This window comes from Streptomyces sp. NPDC000075, assembly GCF_040301925.1.
Taxonomy (GTDB): Bacteria; Actinomycetota; Actinomycetes; order Streptomycetales; family Streptomycetaceae; genus Streptomyces; species Streptomyces polychromogenes.
Map to the genome: position 1 here is coordinate 73,263 of NZ_JBEPFL010000025.1, position 17,684 is coordinate 90,946.

General features: G+C 72.7%; 12 protein-coding genes. 5 read left to right on the forward strand and 7 right to left on the reverse strand.

Features of this window, described 5'->3' with window-relative positions; all coding sequences use genetic code 11:
- Nucleotides 1–9: 9 nt before the first annotated feature.
- From ABT403_RS26190 to ABT403_RS26200, 3 genes are all read right to left on the reverse strand, one after another.
- On the reverse strand, nt 10–699 hold the full coding sequence (locus ABT403_RS26190; RefSeq protein WP_344161735.1) for a DUF6585 family protein: 690 nt from the start codon (nt 697–699) through the stop codon (nt 10–12).
- Nucleotides 700–760: 61 nt separating this feature from the next.
- Nucleotides 761–1,900, reverse strand: coding sequence for an alpha/beta hydrolase (locus tag ABT403_RS26195; protein ID WP_344161732.1), 1,140 nt, complete (start codon nt 1,898–1,900; stop codon nt 761–763).
- A 154-nt stretch (nt 1,901–2,054) separates the two neighbouring features.
- Entirely contained in the window at nt 2,055–4,592 is a 2,538-nt protein-coding gene (locus ABT403_RS26200) for a helix-turn-helix domain-containing protein (RefSeq protein ID WP_344161730.1), read from the reverse strand.
- Between the two features lie 418 nt (nt 4,593–5,010).
- Between ABT403_RS26200 and ABT403_RS26205 the strand changes: the two genes are divergently transcribed.
- Nucleotides 5,011–5,457, forward strand: a complete 447-nt coding sequence (locus ABT403_RS26205; RefSeq protein WP_344161728.1) for a hypothetical protein — start codon at nt 5,011–5,013, stop codon at nt 5,455–5,457.
- A gap of 349 nt (nt 5,458–5,806) precedes the next feature.
- Here the strand turns inward: ABT403_RS26205 and ABT403_RS26210 are convergent, their stop codons facing one another.
- Nucleotides 5,807–6,775 carry a GlxA family transcriptional regulator gene (locus tag ABT403_RS26210; protein ID WP_344161726.1) on the reverse strand — a complete coding sequence of 323 codons (969 nt, stop codon included), beginning with the start codon at nt 6,773–6,775 and terminating at the stop codon, nt 5,807–5,809.
- 172 nt (nt 6,776–6,947) lie between these two features.
- On the opposite strand from ABT403_RS26210, the gene ABT403_RS26215 reads away from it, so the two are divergent.
- Nucleotides 6,948–7,586, forward strand: coding sequence for an HD domain-containing protein (locus ABT403_RS26215; RefSeq protein ID WP_344161723.1), 639 nt, complete (start codon nt 6,948–6,950; stop codon nt 7,584–7,586).
- A gap of 22 nt (nt 7,587–7,608) precedes the next feature.
- On the forward strand, nt 7,609–8,133 hold the full coding sequence (locus ABT403_RS26220; protein ID WP_344161721.1) for a DinB family protein: 525 nt from the start codon (nt 7,609–7,611) through the stop codon (nt 8,131–8,133).
- Nucleotides 8,134–8,679: 546 nt separating this feature from the next.
- Here the strand turns inward: ABT403_RS26220 and ABT403_RS26225 are convergent.
- Nucleotides 8,680–8,898, reverse strand: a complete 219-nt coding sequence (locus ABT403_RS26225) for a hypothetical protein (RefSeq protein WP_344161718.1) — start codon at nt 8,896–8,898, stop codon at nt 8,680–8,682.
- Nucleotides 8,899–9,171: 273 nt separating this feature from the next.
- On the opposite strand from ABT403_RS26225, the gene ABT403_RS26230 reads away from it, so the two are divergent.
- Nucleotides 9,172–13,431 carry a hypothetical protein gene (locus tag ABT403_RS26230; protein ID WP_344161715.1) on the forward strand — a complete coding sequence of 1,420 codons (4,260 nt, stop codon included), beginning with the start codon at nt 9,172–9,174 and terminating at the stop codon, nt 13,429–13,431.
- A gap of 659 nt (nt 13,432–14,090) precedes the next feature.
- On the opposite strand, the gene ABT403_RS26235 is transcribed toward ABT403_RS26230, so the two are convergent.
- A complete protein-coding gene (locus ABT403_RS26235; protein WP_344161712.1) occupies nt 14,091–15,155 on the reverse strand; it encodes an aldo/keto reductase in 1,065 nt (354 codons plus the stop codon).
- A gap of 127 nt (nt 15,156–15,282) precedes the next feature.
- Here ABT403_RS26235 and ABT403_RS26240 point away from each other — a divergent pair, with 127 nt between their 5' ends.
- Entirely contained in the window at nt 15,283–16,119 is an 837-nt protein-coding gene (locus ABT403_RS26240; RefSeq protein WP_344161710.1) for a helix-turn-helix domain-containing protein, read from the forward strand.
- Between the two features lie 218 nt (nt 16,120–16,337).
- Here the strand turns inward: ABT403_RS26240 and ABT403_RS26245 are convergent, their stop codons facing one another.
- A complete protein-coding gene (locus ABT403_RS26245) occupies nt 16,338–17,459 on the reverse strand; it encodes a PP2C family protein-serine/threonine phosphatase (RefSeq protein ID WP_344161707.1) in 1,122 nt (373 codons plus the stop codon).
- Nucleotides 17,460–17,684 lie beyond the last annotated feature (225 nt).

Here is a 17,684-nt window from a genome sequence, read left to right on the forward strand (position 1 = left end):
CGCCGGCGCTCACCCGGCGGCGGCCTTGAGGTGCTGGCACAGCCGAAGGAACAGATCCACGTTGGCGATGTTCTGCAGATCGGCGCTGTCCACGGTGGTGCGCTTCAGGGACCCATTGAAGATCAGCGTGCCGCTGAAGGAGGAGATCTCGGTGATCTCCGACCACGGAGCGGAGTGCCTGCGGCCCGCCAGACCGTGGCGGTCCACCTTGTAGGCACCGAAGTTCACCGTCTCGCCGCGTTCGACGGCTCCGAGGACCTTGGGCAGCTGGGCCCGCGTGACGGCTTGCATCATGTGCTCTCCCCACACGTCCGGCCACAGGAACAGCGCACCCTGCACCACCGACGTGATGCCCAGGGACTGCTTGTCCTCCTTGAGGAACACCCGCATTCCCGGGCCGATGTTCACGGCGGCGCCCTGCGGGTCCAGCAGCGTGTACCGGGCGTCCCACGGAACACCGTTGCGGGTGCTCAGGTACCGCAGCACCCGCACCGTCTCCCAGTCGTACGCGGCCCGGAACCCCTGGGGTCCCGTCACCACCGTGCCGTTGGTGTAGAGGTAGAGCCGCGACTCGTTGTGCTTGGTGACCAGGCGGCTGCGCTTGCACCGGAACGTCCGCAACCACGGCCCGAGGCCGCGTTCGGCCGCCAGCGCCGCGGCTTCACTGGTCGGCGGCTCGTAGGTGTCCTTCTCTTCCACGTCTTCTCCTGGCAGCGGTACTTGATGGTTGGGGGGCGATACGGCCACGTCTGCCGGGCGGTCAGCGCGCCGCGGCGAAGGCGGCTTCGAGGCGCGGGACGTAGTCGGCGAAGGCCGGGGCCCAGCAGCCGTAGTTGTGGCCGCCGTCGCAGCTCGGCGCCAGCGACGCACCGTTGCCGTAGTTGACGTAGCGGCTGGGGATGCCCAGCTGGTCCAGGCGGGCCTTGACGGTGTTCGAGGCCGCCGCGGTATGGACGTCGATGAGGTCGTTGTCGCCGGTGTAGAGCGTGACGCCGGTGCCGGCCAGTTTGGCGAGGTTGTCCGGCGCGGCCGGGTCGACCGCCTTCCATACGCGGTCGGCATCGAAGACCGGGTACGGGGAACCGAAGACGGCGTCGCTGTCCACGACCGGGCCGAAGCCGGTGCACTGGCCGGAGCCGGAGGAGGAGCTAGCGCACCAGGCACCCGTGACGTTGAGTTCGGTCCCCAGGACGGCAGCCGGGACCTGCCACATGCCGAAATCGATGCCACCCAACAGGGCGGCCACGTGTCCGAACAGGTCGGGGCGGGCCTCGGCGTAGTGCAGGGAGCCGAATCCGCCCATGGACAGTCCCACGACCGCCCGGTGGGCCCGGTCGCCGCGGGTCCGGAGGTTGGCGTCGATGAACGGGACGACCTGGGTGAGGTGGAAGGTTTCCCAGTTCGCAGCCCCTTCGGCGGTGTTCTGCATCAGCCAGTCGGCGTACCAGCCCTTCAGCCCGCCGTCCGGTACCACGGTGATCATCGAGTCCGAATGCAGTGCCGGGGCGGCCTCTACGTCGTTCACGTTGCCGCTGCCGCCGTGCAGGAAATAGGTGACCGGCCAGCGCCTGGCGGGATCGGTGCCGTACGCGGTGGGCAGGAGGATGCGGATCCTGTGCTTTCCGGAGAGCTGCTTGGTGGTGACGGTGAGGGTGAAGTCGGTCGGGCTGTGCACCTCCGTGTCGCCGGGGACCAGCGTCAGACCGTAGCCGTTGCTGAAGACGGGTATCGAGGGTGACGGCGAGGGCGAGGGCGAGGGCGAGGACACGGGCCCGGATACGGGCACGGGAACGGGAACCGCCGACGGGACGGCCGGTGCTGCGGCGTGCGCGGCGCCGGCGCCCGTCAGGGCGGTGATCGCGAGTGCCGCGCCGAGTGTGGCGAGGCGCAGGGACGTCATGGGTAACCCTTCATCGAGGAGGCTCGCGGCCCCGTGGGGTGCCCCGAGCCGGACGTCCCGATGTTGGTTCCTTCTGCCGTCCGGCCAACAGGTCAGGGGACCGGCCATTGGTGACCGGCCGCCCGAAGCCCGTGGTCCGGTGCCGCTTCCCAGGTCACCCGCCCTCGCCCTCCCGTGGCCGCGGGGCGCATGCCGGAGGGGGAGTGAACGTGGCCGGTGCGAAGTCCGGGTGCCGGCCGCGGAAGGTGCGTCCGAGGTGGTGCTGCAGCCGGACGTGGCGGAACTGGTACACGGCTCCGGTCTGGCGCAGCACCCCCCTGCGGTAGGCGTCGTCCAGGAACGCGGCGGGGGCCCAGGGAAGCCGCCCGGACAACGGCAGCCAGACGCGTGCGAGGACGATCCACTGGCCCCACGCCGTGAAGGCGAGCACGTAGGAGGCCGCCCCGCCCAGCCCGCCGACCGCGCCGATGAACAGGCTGTCCTGGAGACCCCAGTTCAGTGGTCCCATCACCCCTTGGAGCAAGCGCACGACCAGGTACCCGCCGAAGGCGATGGCCAGGGTGAACGCCGGTGCCAGGATGAGGAACTGCCGGCCGGCCGTGGTGCGGTTCGAGGCCAGCAGACTGACCGGGCTGGCCGCTGTGGTGACGTCCACGGGCGCTTCGAGCGCGGCCATGAGAGCGAAGACGAGACCGCCGGCCGAGCCGAAGATCAGCCCGAGGACCACCATGTTGATCAGGGTTCCCTCCATGACCTGCGGGTCGGTGAGCCGTGTCCCGGAGACCAGCGCGCGTTGGAGGGTGAGGGCGCAGGCGCACCCGATGCCCAGGACGGCTCCACCGGTCAGGCCCTGCGCGAACCGGGAGGCGAAGGTGCGCAGGGGTCTGCGCCCGAGACCGCCGTGGGCGGCGCGCAGGGTCAGCCGGACATGGCCCGGTTCGAAGGCCCCTCCTCCGCCGGACCGGTCCGCCATCGCGTAGACGGCTCCGAAGCCGAGGCCTGCGGCGGGTCCCATGAGGCCCCCCTGCAGGAGGAGTTCGCCGAGGGGGAGCGGGGTGAGCAGGAGACCGATCAGCCAGTCGGCCAGGGTGATGCCCATGGCGGTGGCCAGGACGAAGGCCGTGATCCGCGTCGAACGTGACAGCGAATCGCCGAGCTGCCACCACGCGAGGTCCTGCCGCTCACGGTCGAGGCGGACCAAGTGGTGGGCGAGGTGGCCGAGCCAGTGTTCGGCCCGGGCAGGGTCCGCGTACGGCGCCCGGGGCTGTCCGCCGGCCGTGTCCCGTTCGGGGGCGTGGCGTCGGTAGACCGCCGGCACGAAACCCGCCAACAGGTGTTCTTCCAGGCTCTTCACCGAGGGGAACCGGGTGTCGTCCAGAAGCTCGGCGGGATCACGGCCGGGCGTCTCGCTGTACAGGGTGCGGGCGAGAATGATCATGAGCGGGGTCGTCAGTACCGTGGCGAGGTTCCTGTGTGCCGAATCCTGGCCCGTGCGCAGTCCGGTGAGGACCGCGTCCCACGCCGAGCCGGGCACGCCGGTGCCGTCAGCGGCACTCGCGTCGGACGCAACGGTGCGGGTGGTGCGGGGCAGGTAGTCGGCGAGGTCCTCGAGAGTGAGGTCGACGAGCTCGATGCACCCCGCCCAGACGAGCGGAGCGTGCGCGGCCCGGACCGCTTCGGCGTACTCCTCGCGCCGACTGGTGAGGACCAGCGGAGTGGAGGTCGCGTTGAGCGCGTCCAGGGCGTCGCGCCGCAGGCCTTCGGCGATCTCGTCGAAGCCGTCCAGGACCGGCAGGATGAGGTCGGTGTCGACGAGCGCGGCGGCCAGGGGGACCCCGCCGGAGCTGCGACGGGCCAGATGCGGATGGTCGCGCAGCAGCCGGCCGATCAGCCAGTCCCGCAGTGCGGTGGTCGACGGGTCCCAGGAGCCGATGCTGAAGACGACCGGCACACGGCGGTGCGGGTCCGGGGTTTCCAGGAGGTCCAGGGCGAGCCTGATCGTGAGGATGGACTTGCCCGAGCCGGCCCGGCCGAGGACCACCAGGCGTCCGGAGGGGATCCTCAGGTAGACCTCGGCGAGACTGCGGAGGTCGCCGTCCAGATCCACCTCGCGCGGCGTCTCACCGGGCCCCAGGCGTTGGATGTTGTCCGCGCGGTCGGTCAGAGCGGGGGCCGCGGGCTTCCACCGTACGGGCAGGGGGAACGGGTCGTGGACGCGGCGTTGCGCCTCCTCGCTGCGCCAGCGGCGCCGGACCTCCGTCGCCAGCTCCCGCGCGGCGTCGGCGAGCGCGTCGTGGACGGCGGGGCGGACGGGTGGGGCGGGCACCGGCGCCGGCAGGGCGTGGCCGGGCCGGCCGGGACCGGTGTCCGCGGTGGCCGGCCGGGGTTCCCCGCCCGGTCGGGGAAGCCCGGGTATGGACTCGGGGCGCGGCCCCGTCCCGGTCGCCGCCCGGGCGGCGGGGGAGCGGGAGGAGCCGGCGAGAGCGGCCGCCAGGCGCAGACGGTCCCCTTCGCTCAGGCTCAGGGCGTCCGCGAGCAGATTCACCGTCCCCATCCGGTGGTTCGTGGAACTGCCGCTCTCCAGCCGTCGAATGGTGCGCTCACTGACCCCGGACCGTTCGGCCACCTGCTCCTGCGTCAGGTTCGCACCCTCGCGCAGCTCACGTAACAACGAGCCGAGGTCCTCTGTCATCCCGCATCTCTCCTGACCCACACGTACCGACGGCGGTGAGCCTACCCGTGGCCGCCGGTCACGAATGGCCGGGTGCCTGACCTGTCCAGCCGGCACCACCAGGGTCACGATCGTGGTCGGCGCCCCCGCGGACGGAAGGTGAGGAGTCGACGTGGCCAACCGCTACTGGTGCGGAGAGTGCAGCTTCAAAACACCCTGGCTCGAGGAATCCGAGGGGCTCGGTCGGCAGATCGAGCACTACACCCTCAAGCACCCCGGCACGGCCCCGGGTGGCCAGGTCGAGACCCGAAGGCGGCCGCCCGGGTACACGGCACGGACGCCTCCTGCTGGCGGCCGCCGTTCTCATCCTGCTCACCCTCGTGGCCCGCTGGCGCCCATGAACACAGACGACCTGACGGAACGACAAGGAGTTCGAGGCATGAGCGACTTCTCCACGGAGCCGAGGCGACCGCGACCCCAGCGGCCGCTCCCACGGCCGGCGGCGGCCACCGGCGCGGGCGCCATGGGCATCGCGCTGGGTCTCGTCATCACGAGCGGCGCGGTGTACACGCTGCTGCTCCTCACGGAAGGGAACGGCTTCGGGCTGTTCGGGCTGCCCGTTCTCGCCCTCGGCGTGGGCTTCCTGCGCAACGGCGGCAAGGTGCTCGCCGGGGTGGCCCACTCGGGGGACCGCCTCAGCCAATTGGGCCTGATGCCCGCGATCGTGGCGGGGCTGGGCATCGGCGGCATGGTTGCGGGAGCGGACTGGGACCGCGACGACTCCCTCGTTCAACTGGCGGGGTTCACCTTCGCACTCCTCCTCGCCGTCGTCCTCATCACCCTGTGCGGCCGCCCCTCGACGAAGGTCTACCTCCACGAGGACTGAGCCGGACGGGCGGTGGCCGGCCCGTCCCGTCCCCGGCCTGCGCTATCAGGAGTGCGACGGAGCCTGGAGGGCCGGGACGGCCTGGGCGGGGAAAGGAGGACCGAGCGGCGTGCCGTCCCCGAACGGGCGGGATCTGCTGAGCCACTGGCCCTCCTCCACATGTCGGGGGGGCACGGCAGATGTCAGCCGTCTTCCCCCGCAGTGGGCGGCAAGCGGCAGTCAGGCAGGACATGCCGCCAGACCGCCCGGGTCGCGGCGGTCCGTCACTGCGGCGGCGAGCACCAGGCCGAGTACCAGGTCTGCGTCAGCGGTGGCCGTACGGAGCCGGGGCTGTGGCATCCGGCGGGCGTCAACGCGTCCCGGTCGGCGGGCGGGTGCTGGCGAATCGCCGACGGTAGAGCGTGGGAGTGGTGCCCAGGTGGCGGGCGAAAGCGCGGCGCAGGGACTCATCGGTGCCCAGGCCGCTGTGGCGTGCGGCCGCGGTGACGCTGTGTCCGTCCAGGAGGAGTTGCCGGGCCCGGTCGAGGCGGACGCCTTCGACCCAGCGGGCCGGTGTGGTGTCGAGTTCGGCGCGGAACAGGCGGGTCAGATGCCGGGGACTGAGCGCCGCCGACGCCGCCATCGCCGGCAGGCTGTGGTCGGCGGCGGGGTCGGCGACGACCGACGCGGTCAGCAGGCGCAGCAGATCGCTGCGCGGCGGTGGGGTGGCAATGGCCGTGGAGAACTGGGACTGTCCGCCCGGCCGGTGCATGAAGACGACCATTTCCCGGGCGATGTCGCGGGCCACCTCCGCCCCGTGGTCGTCCTCCACCAGCGCGAGACTCAGGTCGATGCCCGCGCTGATCCCCGCGGACGTCACATAGCGGCCGTCGCGGATGTGCAGGGCGTCCGGCTCGACGCGCACGTGGGGGTAGCGGCGGGCGAGTGCCGCGGCGTGCCGCCAATGCGTGGTCGCGCGGCGGCCGTCGAGCAGGCCCAGTTCGGCGAGGACGAAGGCACCGGTGCACACGGAGGCGACCCGCGCCGCACGTGCGCCGAGCGCACGCACGGCTTCCGACAGGTCCTCCTCAAGGGGTCGTTCAGCAAGCCGGTCACCCCCGGCGACCACCACCGTGTCGACGCGCCCGACCTCCGCCGCCGCCGTGGTGTCCCCCAGCGTGGGCCCGGCCGAAGTGGAGACCTGTCCGCCGTGTGGTGAGACCAGCACAAGCTCGTACGGGTGGCCGAGCCGGCCCGCCTGGTGCAGGACCTCCGACGGTCCGCTGACGTCGAGCATCGTCACACCGTCGAACACCACGAACGCAACCCGGTGCGTCACCTCTGACCCCCCGTCTCATGCGCCCCCGCGACATGACGTCACCCTAACCGACGCCATGTCCGAATCTGTGGGCTGTGCGGCCGTTTGGACATGGCGCCGAGGTGGGAACCCGGGCGAGATTGGAGCGACTCACCGGCCGAGACACCAAATGAATCCAAGGGAGACGGCACCGATGAAGGAACCGATCGCAGGCGTGGAGATTCCGGACAGCACCCTGGCCCGGGAGGCCACCGAGTTGGTTCGCGAGTCCGCGACCCCGTTGGTCTTCCACCACTCCCGGCGGGTTTTCCTGTGGGGGACGCTGCGCGGCCGGGAACAGGGGCTGCAGTTTGATCCCGAACTGTTGTACGTGGCGGCCATGTTCCACGACCTGGGGCTGACGGAACGATTCCGCCGTACGGACCAGCGCTTCGAGATCGACGGAGCGGACGAGGCCCGCAGGTTCCTGAAGAGCCATGGCATCACAGACGAACCGGCCGACAAGGTATGGACGGCCATCGCCCTGCACACCACCCCTGAGATCCCGCTTCACATGTCGCCCGAGGTGGCCCTGCTGACCCGGGGGGTCGAACTGGACGTCCTGGGCATCGGCTACCACGCGGTCACCCGGGAGCAACGTGCCGCCGTCGTCGCCGCACACCCCCGTCCGGACTTCAAGAACGGCATCCTCGCCGCGTTCACCGAGGGCCTCGTGGATCGCCCCGCCACGACCTTCGGCAATGTCAAGGCGGACGTACTGGCCCACTACGCCCCGGGCTTCGTGCGGGGCGACTTCGTCGAGGTCATCAAGGAATCCCCCTGGCCGGAATGACGATGGGCCCTAGAGTGGGTGCGTGACCGACGACTGCGCGGAATGCGGGTTCGCCTACGACCTGGAACTGGCGCCCTCGGTGGCCGGCCTCGTCGGTGGGTACGCGGCACGGTTCGCCGAGTTGCTGCTGCACGGCGAGCGGGCGGTACTGGCCCGGCGCGTCGTGTCCGGGGTCTGGTCGCCGCTCGAATACGCCTGCCACGTGCGGGACGTCCTGCTCGTCCAGCGCGAGCGGGTACTCGCCGCCCGGCGCGCCGAGACCCCCGTCGCCACCCCTATGGGCCGCGACGAACGGGTCGAACACGAGGGGTACGCCCTCCAGGATCCGGCCGATGTCGCCAGGCAGCTGACCGACGCGGCCTCGCTGTTCGGGAACGTCCTGCACCGCCTGCCGGTCGTGCAGTGGGAGCGCACCCTCGTCTACAGCTACCCGGAACCCGCCGAGCGGTCCCTGCGCTGGGTCGCCGTGCACACCCTGCACGAACTGCGCCACCACCTGCGCGACGCCCGCCGCGGACTGCCGGGCCCGCCGACCGTCGGCAACTGACCTCCTGGGCGGATTCGGGCTCCCTCCGCTGCGCCAGTGGCGACGCTGAGCTCCCCGATGTCCCCGGACCGGGCGGCCGCCTTCGGCCGACGCCTCAACACGGTCCAACTTCGCCGCCAGTCGGCGGGTTTGAGGACAGCGAACGGGGACACACGCGCTACTGACGGTGGTACGTCTCGCCCGAGCGGCGACCGCAGGCGACACCCCTCCTCCCCCCAGGGGTGCCGTCTGCGGGCCACCGGCACGGCACCGTTCCGCCCCAGGCACAGCCCGCAGGCCCGTGTCCACGCTTCCCCACGGACCCGGCCCGGCCAAGCCCCCGGCGATCACTGACCCACAGCGGTCCCCGGGCTCGTGGGCGGAACGACCACCGCCCCGACCCTTTCCCCGACCGGAACGCGGGGGCGGGGGCGGGGCCGAGGACATCGCCGCCGCGGTGGCCTACCTGGCGGGTCCCGGCGGCCGTCATGTCACCGGCACGGCGTAGTCCGCCAGCGGCACCTCACGGTGCCACCGGCGGACGGGACCGGGGACGGGGGCCGGGTGCTACCGGTTGTCGCCGCGGCTCAGCCGGGCCGTGAGGCGGGTCCAGTGCACGCGGGTGGTCGTGCGTACCCACAGGCGTACCGCTTCGCTCGATGCCAGGTCGTGGACGACCTGGCCCAGGAAGTGGACCTCGGGGCTCGGGTGCCATGAGAGGACGGCGCCCGCGGTGTGCAGTGCGTGGCTGATGAAGGCGTCGAGGAGGGAACGGACATCGCGCATGGTGTGGTGACCTCACCGTTTCTCGAGACGGGTGAGGTGCGGGCCCGCACCCCGGGGTTGCCGGCGTGCGCAGTCAGAGTCGTCCGGTGCGGTGGGGCTCCCGAACTCCCGCGGGAGATCCGGTGCGGAGGATGTGTAACTGCAGCTCAGAGGCGGTGCGTGCAGGACTCCCGTGAGGTCTCGTTCGTCGCGGGGCGGGCCGGGACGGCTACGTGGCCGGGCCGTGTGCCTTACGCTGAGCGGCCTGTCGATCCGTCAGTGGGGGAGGGGCCGATGGCGGCCGAGGAGGATGTCGCGCGGGCAGTACGGGCGTACCTGCACCGGGCCCTGTGCCTGCTCTACGACCTCGAGGACCGACGGCAGTCCGGACGCCCCCTGCCCCGTTCCGGCGAGACGCGCGAGCGGCCGGCGGACTCCCCCCTGTGGCGGCACGTCCACGCGCGGATCGCCCGCCAGATGGAGCGGGACCGGAGGGCCGGGGTGAGCACGGCGCCCGACCGGTACACGAGGTTCCACTGGACGACGTTCCAGCGGCTGCACGCCGACCTCTACCTGGAAAGGCCGATCACCCAGGACCGGCAGCGGGTCGTGGAGGCGCTGGCGCGCCTCGGAGAGCCGGAGTACGTGCTGCCGTCCGGGCTCCGCCTCGGGCTGGAGAAGGCCGCGCGGCGGCTGTGGCAGTTCGCCGCCCGACGGGCGGGCGACGGCGGCAGCGCGCACCGGCAGCTGGTCGACGAGATCAGCGGGTGGGCCCGTCAGGACATGCTGCTCCTCGACCACGGCTCCGCGGACGCCCCGCCCGTATCGCTGCGGGACGTGTACGTGCGCCGCGGTACCGAGGAGCGCCTGGCGCGCGTCCTGCAGCAGCAGGCCCTGGCCCGCAGCCCGGGCCAGCCGGTCCAGGTGGTGCTGGGCGAAGCGGGCACCGGCAAGTCGAGCATGCTGTGGTACCTGGCCGACCTCCTCGACGGCCGTCGGGCGGCGGCCCCGCTCGCCGGGACGCGCACCGGCCCTCCCTCGGACGAGCTCCGCGCGGGCACGGAGCTCCGGCCGGTCCTGCTGAGGGCCGAGCAACTGCTCACCCCGGGCGAGGGCGAACAGCTGCTGGACTCCTTCGAACGCAGCCCGCAAGCCGGCCGTATCGCACTGCTTGACACCGCGGACCTGCTCCTGCACGCCGCGGACGGCCGCAGCGTGCTGCGCCGGGCGGTCGCCTTCTGCCAGGAGCGGGGCGTACCGCTCACCCTGACCTGCCGTACGCGTGACGGCGCCGCCCTCCACGACCTCCTGGGCAGGACCCCGTCCGACGTCGTCTTCCACACGGGCGACTTCCGCGGCGGCGAGGAGCTGGAGCGCGCCCTGTCCACGTACTGCCTCCACTACCTGCCCGCGGCCACCCCCGCCGCCCGGGCGAAGGCGGTGGCGGACCTGCTGGAGGCCGCGGTGCGCGGGCTGCCCATCCGCGAGGTGGTGGCCCGGCCCCTGACGCTGCGCATGCTCTTCGAGGTGTACGCGCCCCAGTCGCCGGCGCCCGAAATCGACGCGGCGGGGCTGTACGAGCGTTACTGGGAGCGACGCGTCCGCGAGGACGGCCGTCACGGAGCCGCCGGCCACGCGGTGCCGGAGTCGCCGGACCTGTCCTGGCCCGCCCAGTCCCTGGCCCGCCTCATGCTGCACGACGGAGCGGTGGCCCTGCCCGTTGCGGACGCGGTCGGCCGCATGGCGGGGGCCAACCCGGAGGCCGGCGACGGCGATCCGCTGGAGCAGCTGACGCAGCTCGACCGGCGCAGCGTGGTCGCGGGGACGGCCGACCGCCGCTCCAGCGTCCACTTCTTCCACCAGACGCTCTTCGAGTACGCGGCGGGCCGCTGCCTGGTGCGGCTGGCCGCGGAGAAGAAGCAGTCGTACTACGGGGCGCTGGGCCGGCACCTGGCGGCGCATCCGGACGATTTCCTGCGGGCGGTGGTCGCCGAACAGGCCCTGGTCCAGGGGATGCGCGCGAGCGGCCGGGTACGGGACGACGCGGAGAAGCTGCTCGCGGAACTCCTCGGGAGCGAGGACGTCGACCTCCAGGTGATCGCCGTCCGGGCCTGCGCGCTGCTCCCGGACGACCTGTACAGCGACGTCCGCGCCGTGTTCCACGACTACCTGCGGGAGAAGGCCTCGCCGGCGATGCTGCGCGAGGTGCTGGCCCTGCTGCCCACGCGGGAGCACATGAACCCCGAGCGGGTGGCCGAGGACCTGGGCGTCGTCCTCAGGAACAGCCCGCGCATGCGGTGGCGCGTACTGGACGTGCTGTGCAGGTTCGGGCGGCTCGACCGCAGGACCGCGGGCGTCGTCTGGACGTTCCTGCGTGAGCTGTGCGCGGACCACGCGCGCTGTCTGATGCGCGAGCCGGACCCGCAGGACGCCGCCCCGACCGGCTGCGCGGGCGAACACTGCCTGTGGTCGTGGCTGGTCAACCGGGACTCCAACAGCGCGGGCAGCCACGGCAACCAGGCGGTGAGGCTGATCGACGCCCTCGCCGAGCACCGCGGCGAGTGGACGGCCGAGCGCATGCGGGAGCTGCTCGCGCTGGCCGAGCGGCATCGCTCGCGCGCCCAGGCCCTCCATTGCGTGGCCGTCATCCACCGGCGAGCCGGTGAGCCGGAGTGGGACGCGCTCTTCCCGGTCGCGGCCCGGATCGCCCAAGGGCTCGGTACCGACAAGGCCCTCCCGGCCGATATCGACGGTGAGATGGAGGAGAGCGGCGGTACGTGGGAGGCCCGTACGCCGGTGGAGGAGTGGAGGCGGGCCCAGGCGGCGCTGGACGCCCACTGGTTCGCCGCCTCGCTCTCCACGCCCGCCACGTCGCCCGGGGACGTGATCCGTGACCTGGCGGCGGAGGGGAAGAACCCGTTCGACGTCCCCCACTCCCGGCTGAGGGCGGTGCTGGGGCAGGTCGGCACGCTGCTGCGTGAGGCAGCCGAGGGAGTGCCCGAGCTCCTGGAGGAGACCGTGGCGCTGTGCCGGGGCCGGGACACCGTCGACACCATCGCCGCCTTCCTGCTGCCGCCCCTGCTCCGCGAGCCCGCCGACGACCCCGGGACGCGTGCGGCCGCCGACTGGTGCGCCGCCCGGCTCGACGTCTTCGACCCGCGCGCCAACCGGGGCCGCCGTACGGGATCCCCGGCCCTGCGGTTCGCGGTCACCGGCCTGTCCATGCTGCCGCCGGCCCGGCTGTCGGACATCGTGCCCTGGCGGCGGGAGGGGGGCGGCCCGTGGGGGGAGCACAGGATCGACGACACCTTCCTGGCACTCGACGGCGCCGCCAAACTCCTCGTCCCGCTGGCGGCATCCGGCCACTTCAGGGCGGTCGTCGCCCTGGAACGCTGGCGGACCCTTGAGGGGCTCAGGCACGAGCAGCAAGCCCGGGGCCGCAACGCATGGCCGGAGTTCCGGGGCGGAAAGCCCTACCACGGCCGCCGCGACCGCGACAGGATGAACGGGGTGATCCAGGCGGCCTTCGCCGATCACGCCGCCGAGGCCCACCGGCTGGTCCCGGAAGCGCTGCGCCGACGGGTGCCGACGGCCGACGTCCCCTGGCTCGCCGCCCTCGCGAAGCGCACGGCGGAGCAGCCCGGTCCGGCCGCCGCCCCGGCCCGTGCCCTGTTCGACCGCTACGGTCCGGAACTGGCCGACTGGTGCGCCGCCCTGTGGACCACCGGTCCGTGTCCCGATCCGGCCGCCAAGCTGGCGGCGCTGCGCCTGTGGGGCGACGTGGTCCGCCTGGGCGCCGCCGACCGGCCGTCGCTCGCCGCGCAGGCCCGGCTGGCCGCGAAGGTGCGCAACGGGCAGTGGTCCACGGCATGCAAGGTCCTGGGGCACTGGAACGGCCACGAGGTCTCCCCGCTCGCGGCCGTCGGCGGCGAGCCCGGCTGGGAGGAACTGGACGAGGCCCTGGCCGCGGCGGTCGTCCCGGACGCCTCGACCGGGGAGCTCGCCCTCCTCCGCTCGCTCCTCCGCTGCCGTTTCGCACCCCTGGCCACCCGGGACGCGGTCACCGCGGCGATCGACACCGTGGCCGAACAGGTCCGGCTCTCCACCGACACGGCGGCGATCCACGACTCGGGGGCCGGTTTCCTGACCGAGCGCCTCTGCGACTCCGAGCCCGGTCGGGCCGTCGAGGTGGCGCTGGAGGTGGCCCGCCGGACGGCAGGCTCGGGTCTGACCGACCCCCACCACGTCACCCGCCTGGGCTGGAAGTGGCAGAAGCCGCTGACCCGGCTGGCCTCGACCGCCGACCGCGAGGACTGGCTGCGGCTGATCGGAGGCCTGGCCGACGGCCCCCAGGCGATGCTCCAGAAGGCCCTCGACGCGGCTGCCGCCCGCCGCCGCGAGGAGGACGTACGCGCCGACGCCGCCCGCGAACTGGAGACCAGCCCGTACCGCGATACAGCGATGGCCGGCCTCCGCGACGCCGCGGTCCGCCACCGCAGGACCCCGCTGGAGGAAAGGCTGTGGCCTGCCGTCCTGCGCCCTGCGGGAGCGTGAGGACGGGCGTGGGCCCAGGTGCGCGCTGGTGGTGGCGGGGGCCGACCTTGTGCTCCTGGAGCAGAAACGCCTTCTCACCGGCCGGGTCACGGTCAGATCACCGGCGTCCGGCCGAGCCGGGTCGTGCGCCGTACCCGTCCGCCAGTGCATGGGGGGCACGGGGTCCGGACGCCCTCGAAGAAGCCTGCCCACCATGACGCGAGCCCGGGCCAAGGGGGTCGCTGGAGCAGGGTGTACGCCGCCCAGGAGGCGAGGTAGACCGGTACCAGGACGGCGGGGAGGCGGCGTTCGGCCAGCAGCCCCCGGGCTCCTCAAGCATCAGCATCGAGAGAGCGTGCCCGCAGCCCCGGGAACGTCGTCACCGGGCCGCGCCGCATCGGGTCACCGGCCCGCAGACTCGGCACGTGGCACCGCTGCCGCCCCGGCCGTGAACGCCGCTCCGCTGGCGCGGTCCAGTGGCAGTGCGGCGGTCGCAGCCGCCACGTGCTCTGGTGACCCCCGCGTACAGTCCATGATCAACCGCCTCCGGTCGGGGCCTGAGAACGGTGAAGGTCGCCGGGTTCGACGGAGTCCGACGACGGAAGCGATCCGGACGCGGCTCGCCCGGACGGTGAACCGACCGCGGCTCCGTACCCCGGTTCCCGCCGCCGGCGGCCGAGTCAGCGGCGGGTCTCGATCCGCAGGTCGCCGGTGGTCACCCGGCGGATGGGCTCGCTCGTCAGCAGCTCGTGCGGCTGGCCGAGGGCGATCGCGCCCGCCGCGTCGAGCCGGGCCAGCTGGGCGTCCGTCAGCTCGACCGCCAGGGCGCCCAGGTTGTCCTCCAGCTGGGCGGGGGTGCGGGCGCCGAGCAGCGTGCTCGTCACGCCCGGCTTCCGCAGCGTCCAGGCCAGCGCCACCTGGGCCGGGGTGTGCCCCAGCTCGCCGGCCACCTCCCGGACCACCCCGGCCACGCCGAGGCTGCGTTCGGTGAGGGTGCCCAGGGCGATGTTGTGGCTGCGGCGGGTGCTCCCGTCGGGGCCGACGCCCGTCGCGCCCACGTCCTCCCGGCCGTACTTGCCGCTGAGCACCCCGCCCCCGAGCGGCGAGTAGGGGACCACGCCCAGGCCCAGCTCCCGGGCCATCGGGATCAGGTCGCGCTCCGCGGTGCGTTCGATCAGGCTGTACTCGAGCTGCAGCGCGACCAGCGGCGACCAGCCGCGCAGGTCGGCGATCGCCTGCATCCGGGACACCTGCCAGGCCGGGGTGTTGGAGATCGCCACGTACAGCACCTTGCCCTGCCGGACCAGGTCGTCCAGGCCGCGCAGCACCTCCTCCACCGAGGTCCGGAGGTCCCAGACGTGCAGGTACAGCAGGTCGAGGTAGTCGGTGCCGAGCCGCCGCAGGCTGCCCTCCACCGAGCCGAACAGCGCCTTGCGGTGCCCGCCCCCGGAGTTCGGGTCGCCGGGGCGGCGCAGGGTCGAGTACTTGGTCGCCAGCACCAGGCGTTCGCGCTCCTCGCGGGCGAACTCGCCCAGCAGGCGCTCGGAACTGCCGTCGGTGTAGGTGTCGGCGCTGTCGAGGAGGTTGCCGCCGAGCCCGACGTAGCGGTCGAACAGCTTGCGGGCCTCGGCCCGCTCGGCGCCCCACCCCCATTCGGTGCCGAAGGTCGCGGTGCCCAGGGCCAGCGGTGAGACCCGCAGTCCCGAGCGGCCCAGCAGCCGGTAGTCGTCGAGGGCCAGTGCCATCAGGTTCTCCTGTGCTCGCGTGTGTTCGTGTTCCGTTGCCGGGACCGAGTCTGCTGCGGCGGCGGGCCCCGGATAAGGGAGGGACTTTCCTGGGAAGGCCAGTACCACCCTGGCGGTTGGACCGGTCATGACGACACGAACCGTGGACACCACCCAGGAACTGGCCGCCTTCCTGCGGAGCAGGCGCGAACGGCTGGACCCGGAGCGGCTGGGCCTGCCCGCGCACCGGCGGGCCCGGCGGACGCCCGGACTGCGCCGCGAGGAGGTCGCCGAGCTGGCCGGGGTCAGCACCGACTACGTGGTACGGCTGGAACAGGGCTGCGGGCTGCGACCCTCCGCGGAGGTGCTGGCGGCGCTGGCCCGGGCCCTGCGGCTGGCACCCGGCGAACGCGACTACCTCTTCGACCTGGCCGGACACCGCCGCCCCGGCACCACCGGTGGACTGCCCGCTGGTGCGGCCCCGTCGCTGGCGCGCCTGGTCGATGACCTGTCACCGCTGCCGGCCATGCTGCTGAACCACCGCTACGACATCCTCGCCTGGAACCCCGAAATGGCCCGGCTGCTACCGGGCTTCGAGGCCGTGCCGCCGGCACGGCGCAACGCGATGTGGCTGTGCCTGCTGCACCCGGAGATGCGCGGCTTCTACGCCGACCGGGAGCAGGCGCTGCGGGACGGGATCGCCCACCTGCGCGCGGCATGGGCCGCGCACCCGCAGGACCGGGAGCTGACCGAACTCATCGCCGAGTTCGCCACGCAGGACGAGGACTTCGCCCGCTTGTGGGCCGAGCGGGAGGTCAGCGTCAACGGACGAGGCCGCAAGGTGCTGCGGCATCCCGTCGCAGGTGCGATCATCGTCGACTTCGAAGTCCTGCTGCCGCTCCAGGACCCGGAACTGCGCCTGCTGGTCTACCGCGCCGCGGACGAGGAAAGCCGCGCGTCCCTGCACCGGCTGTGCGCGCGGTGACTGGTGCCGAGAAGACTGACGACTCACGGTTGGTCGCAAGAAGCGTGACCAGGCGGGACCGGTGGCAACCATCTTGACCGACTGCTGACAGGCAGCGTGACCCACGCGAGGCGGACGCACAGGTCGCCGAGCGTCCTCGGTGACAACTACGGCGACCAGTCGCACGGCTGGCCATCCCTCGGAAGCCGTTCCTCCCGGAGGTTGACCAGGACCGGAAGTCAGAGGGCCAGGCGGCGGATCGCGACTGCGGCCGCGTCGTCGTCCAGGTGGCCGTGGACGTGGGCCAGAAGGTCGTCATGGAGAGCGCGCAGGAACTCGGCGGGGTCGTCATTGGTCCACGAGGGCGCCCGGTCAGTGAGCTGGTAGAAGAGGTGGCCGGCGTCACGTGCCTCGATGACGCCGTCCGTGTACAGAAGGAGCAGGTCGCCGGCCTCGAAGGGAAACGTCTGGACCTCGTAGGCGGGCATGCCGAAGGCGCCGCCGAGTCCGATCGGAAGGTAGCTCGTCTCCGGCGTGAGGGCGGTGACGTGAGTGCCGCGCAGGAGCAGCGGTGGTGGGTGGCCGCAGTTGATGAGGTGGACGACCGGCTCGTGGTCGGGGATGTCGAGCAGGATCGCCGTGGCGAAGTCCTCGTCGGTGTCCTGTTCCGTCCCCGAACGCCACTGGCTGCTGTCCCAGCGGAAGGCGGCGTCCAGGTGGATGGCGAGGCGGGGCAGGGTGGCCTGCCGGTGGGCGGCCGCACGGAAGGCGCCGAGCAGCAGGGCGGTGTTGTTGATCGAGGCCAGACCTTTGCCGCGGACGTCGCCGATGAGGAGCCGGGTGCTGTGGTGATCGGTCCGCGCGGCTGCGTACAGGTCCCCACCCAGATCGGCTTCCTCCTCGGCCGGAATGTACAGGCCGGCGATCCGCAGCGGGCCGGCGCGGCCGGGCAAGGGCTGTAGCAGCACGCTCTGCGCCGCCTCGGCGACGGACCGCACCCGGTGCAGCTGTCGCTCACGCTGGTCCCGCAGCACGCAGATGCCGGCACAGACGGCCGAGACGACGATCAGAGCGGCGATCTGAGCCTGGATGTTGGCGGAGGACAGGCTCTCTCTCAGCACACCGATCAGCACCTGGGCCGCGACCGCGAGCACTCCTATCAGAGCCGTCACGCGAGCGCCCGCGAACGCCACCGTGATCGCCGGCGCCGCCACCAGCAGAGGCCCGAGGTGAATGTGCGGCGGAGCCGACACGTCCACCACGCAGACCGCGACGATCAGCCCGAGAGGGATCACCATCAGCGCGGGCGCGTGACCCGGCCGCCAGGACTGCCGGAGGTCCCGCCATGGTCGCAAAGCCATGCCCCAAGCCTTCCACTCGCCTCCCCAATGCGGGAACACGCCGCTCCGAAGGCCGCGCGCCGCGCATGACCACTGACCACGCCTGCGCCCGTGACGGCCTCCTGTCGAGGGGCCGCCGTGCACGGGGCCGGCGTGCACGGGGCCGCCGTGCACGGCTCCGCCGCGCGAGGGGTGCCGGGCCACTCGCCGGCCACCCCGTCACGCCGGGGCCCCGCCACTGTGCAT

What these genes read in the sequence shown, in the direction of transcription:
- ABT403_RS26240 (WP_344161710.1), top strand. Translation starts at nt 15,283, where the DNA reads ATGACGACACGAACCGTGGACACCACCCAGGAACTGGCCGCCTTCCTG.
- ABT403_RS26230 (WP_344161715.1), top strand. Translation starts at nt 9,172, where the DNA reads ATGGCGGCCGAGGAGGATGTCGCGCGGGCAGTACGGGCGTACCTGCAC.
- ABT403_RS26200 (WP_344161730.1), bottom strand. Translation starts at nt 4,592, where the DNA reads ATGACAGAGGACCTCGGCTCGTTGTTACGTGAGCTGCGCGAGGGTGCG.
- ABT403_RS26215 (WP_344161723.1), top strand. Translation starts at nt 6,948, where the DNA reads ATGAAGGAACCGATCGCAGGCGTGGAGATTCCGGACAGCACCCTGGCC.
- ABT403_RS26225 (WP_344161718.1), bottom strand. Translation starts at nt 8,898, where the DNA reads ATGCGCGATGTCCGTTCCCTCCTCGACGCCTTCATCAGCCACGCACTG.
- ABT403_RS26245 (WP_344161707.1), bottom strand. Translation starts at nt 17,459, where the DNA reads ATGGCTTTGCGACCATGGCGGGACCTCCGGCAGTCCTGGCGGCCGGGT.
- ABT403_RS26235 (WP_344161712.1), bottom strand. Translation starts at nt 15,155, where the DNA reads ATGGCACTGGCCCTCGACGACTACCGGCTGCTGGGCCGCTCGGGACTG.
- ABT403_RS26205 (WP_344161728.1), top strand. Translation starts at nt 5,011, where the DNA reads ATGAGCGACTTCTCCACGGAGCCGAGGCGACCGCGACCCCAGCGGCCG.
- ABT403_RS26195 (WP_344161732.1), bottom strand. Translation starts at nt 1,900, where the DNA reads ATGACGTCCCTGCGCCTCGCCACACTCGGCGCGGCACTCGCGATCACC.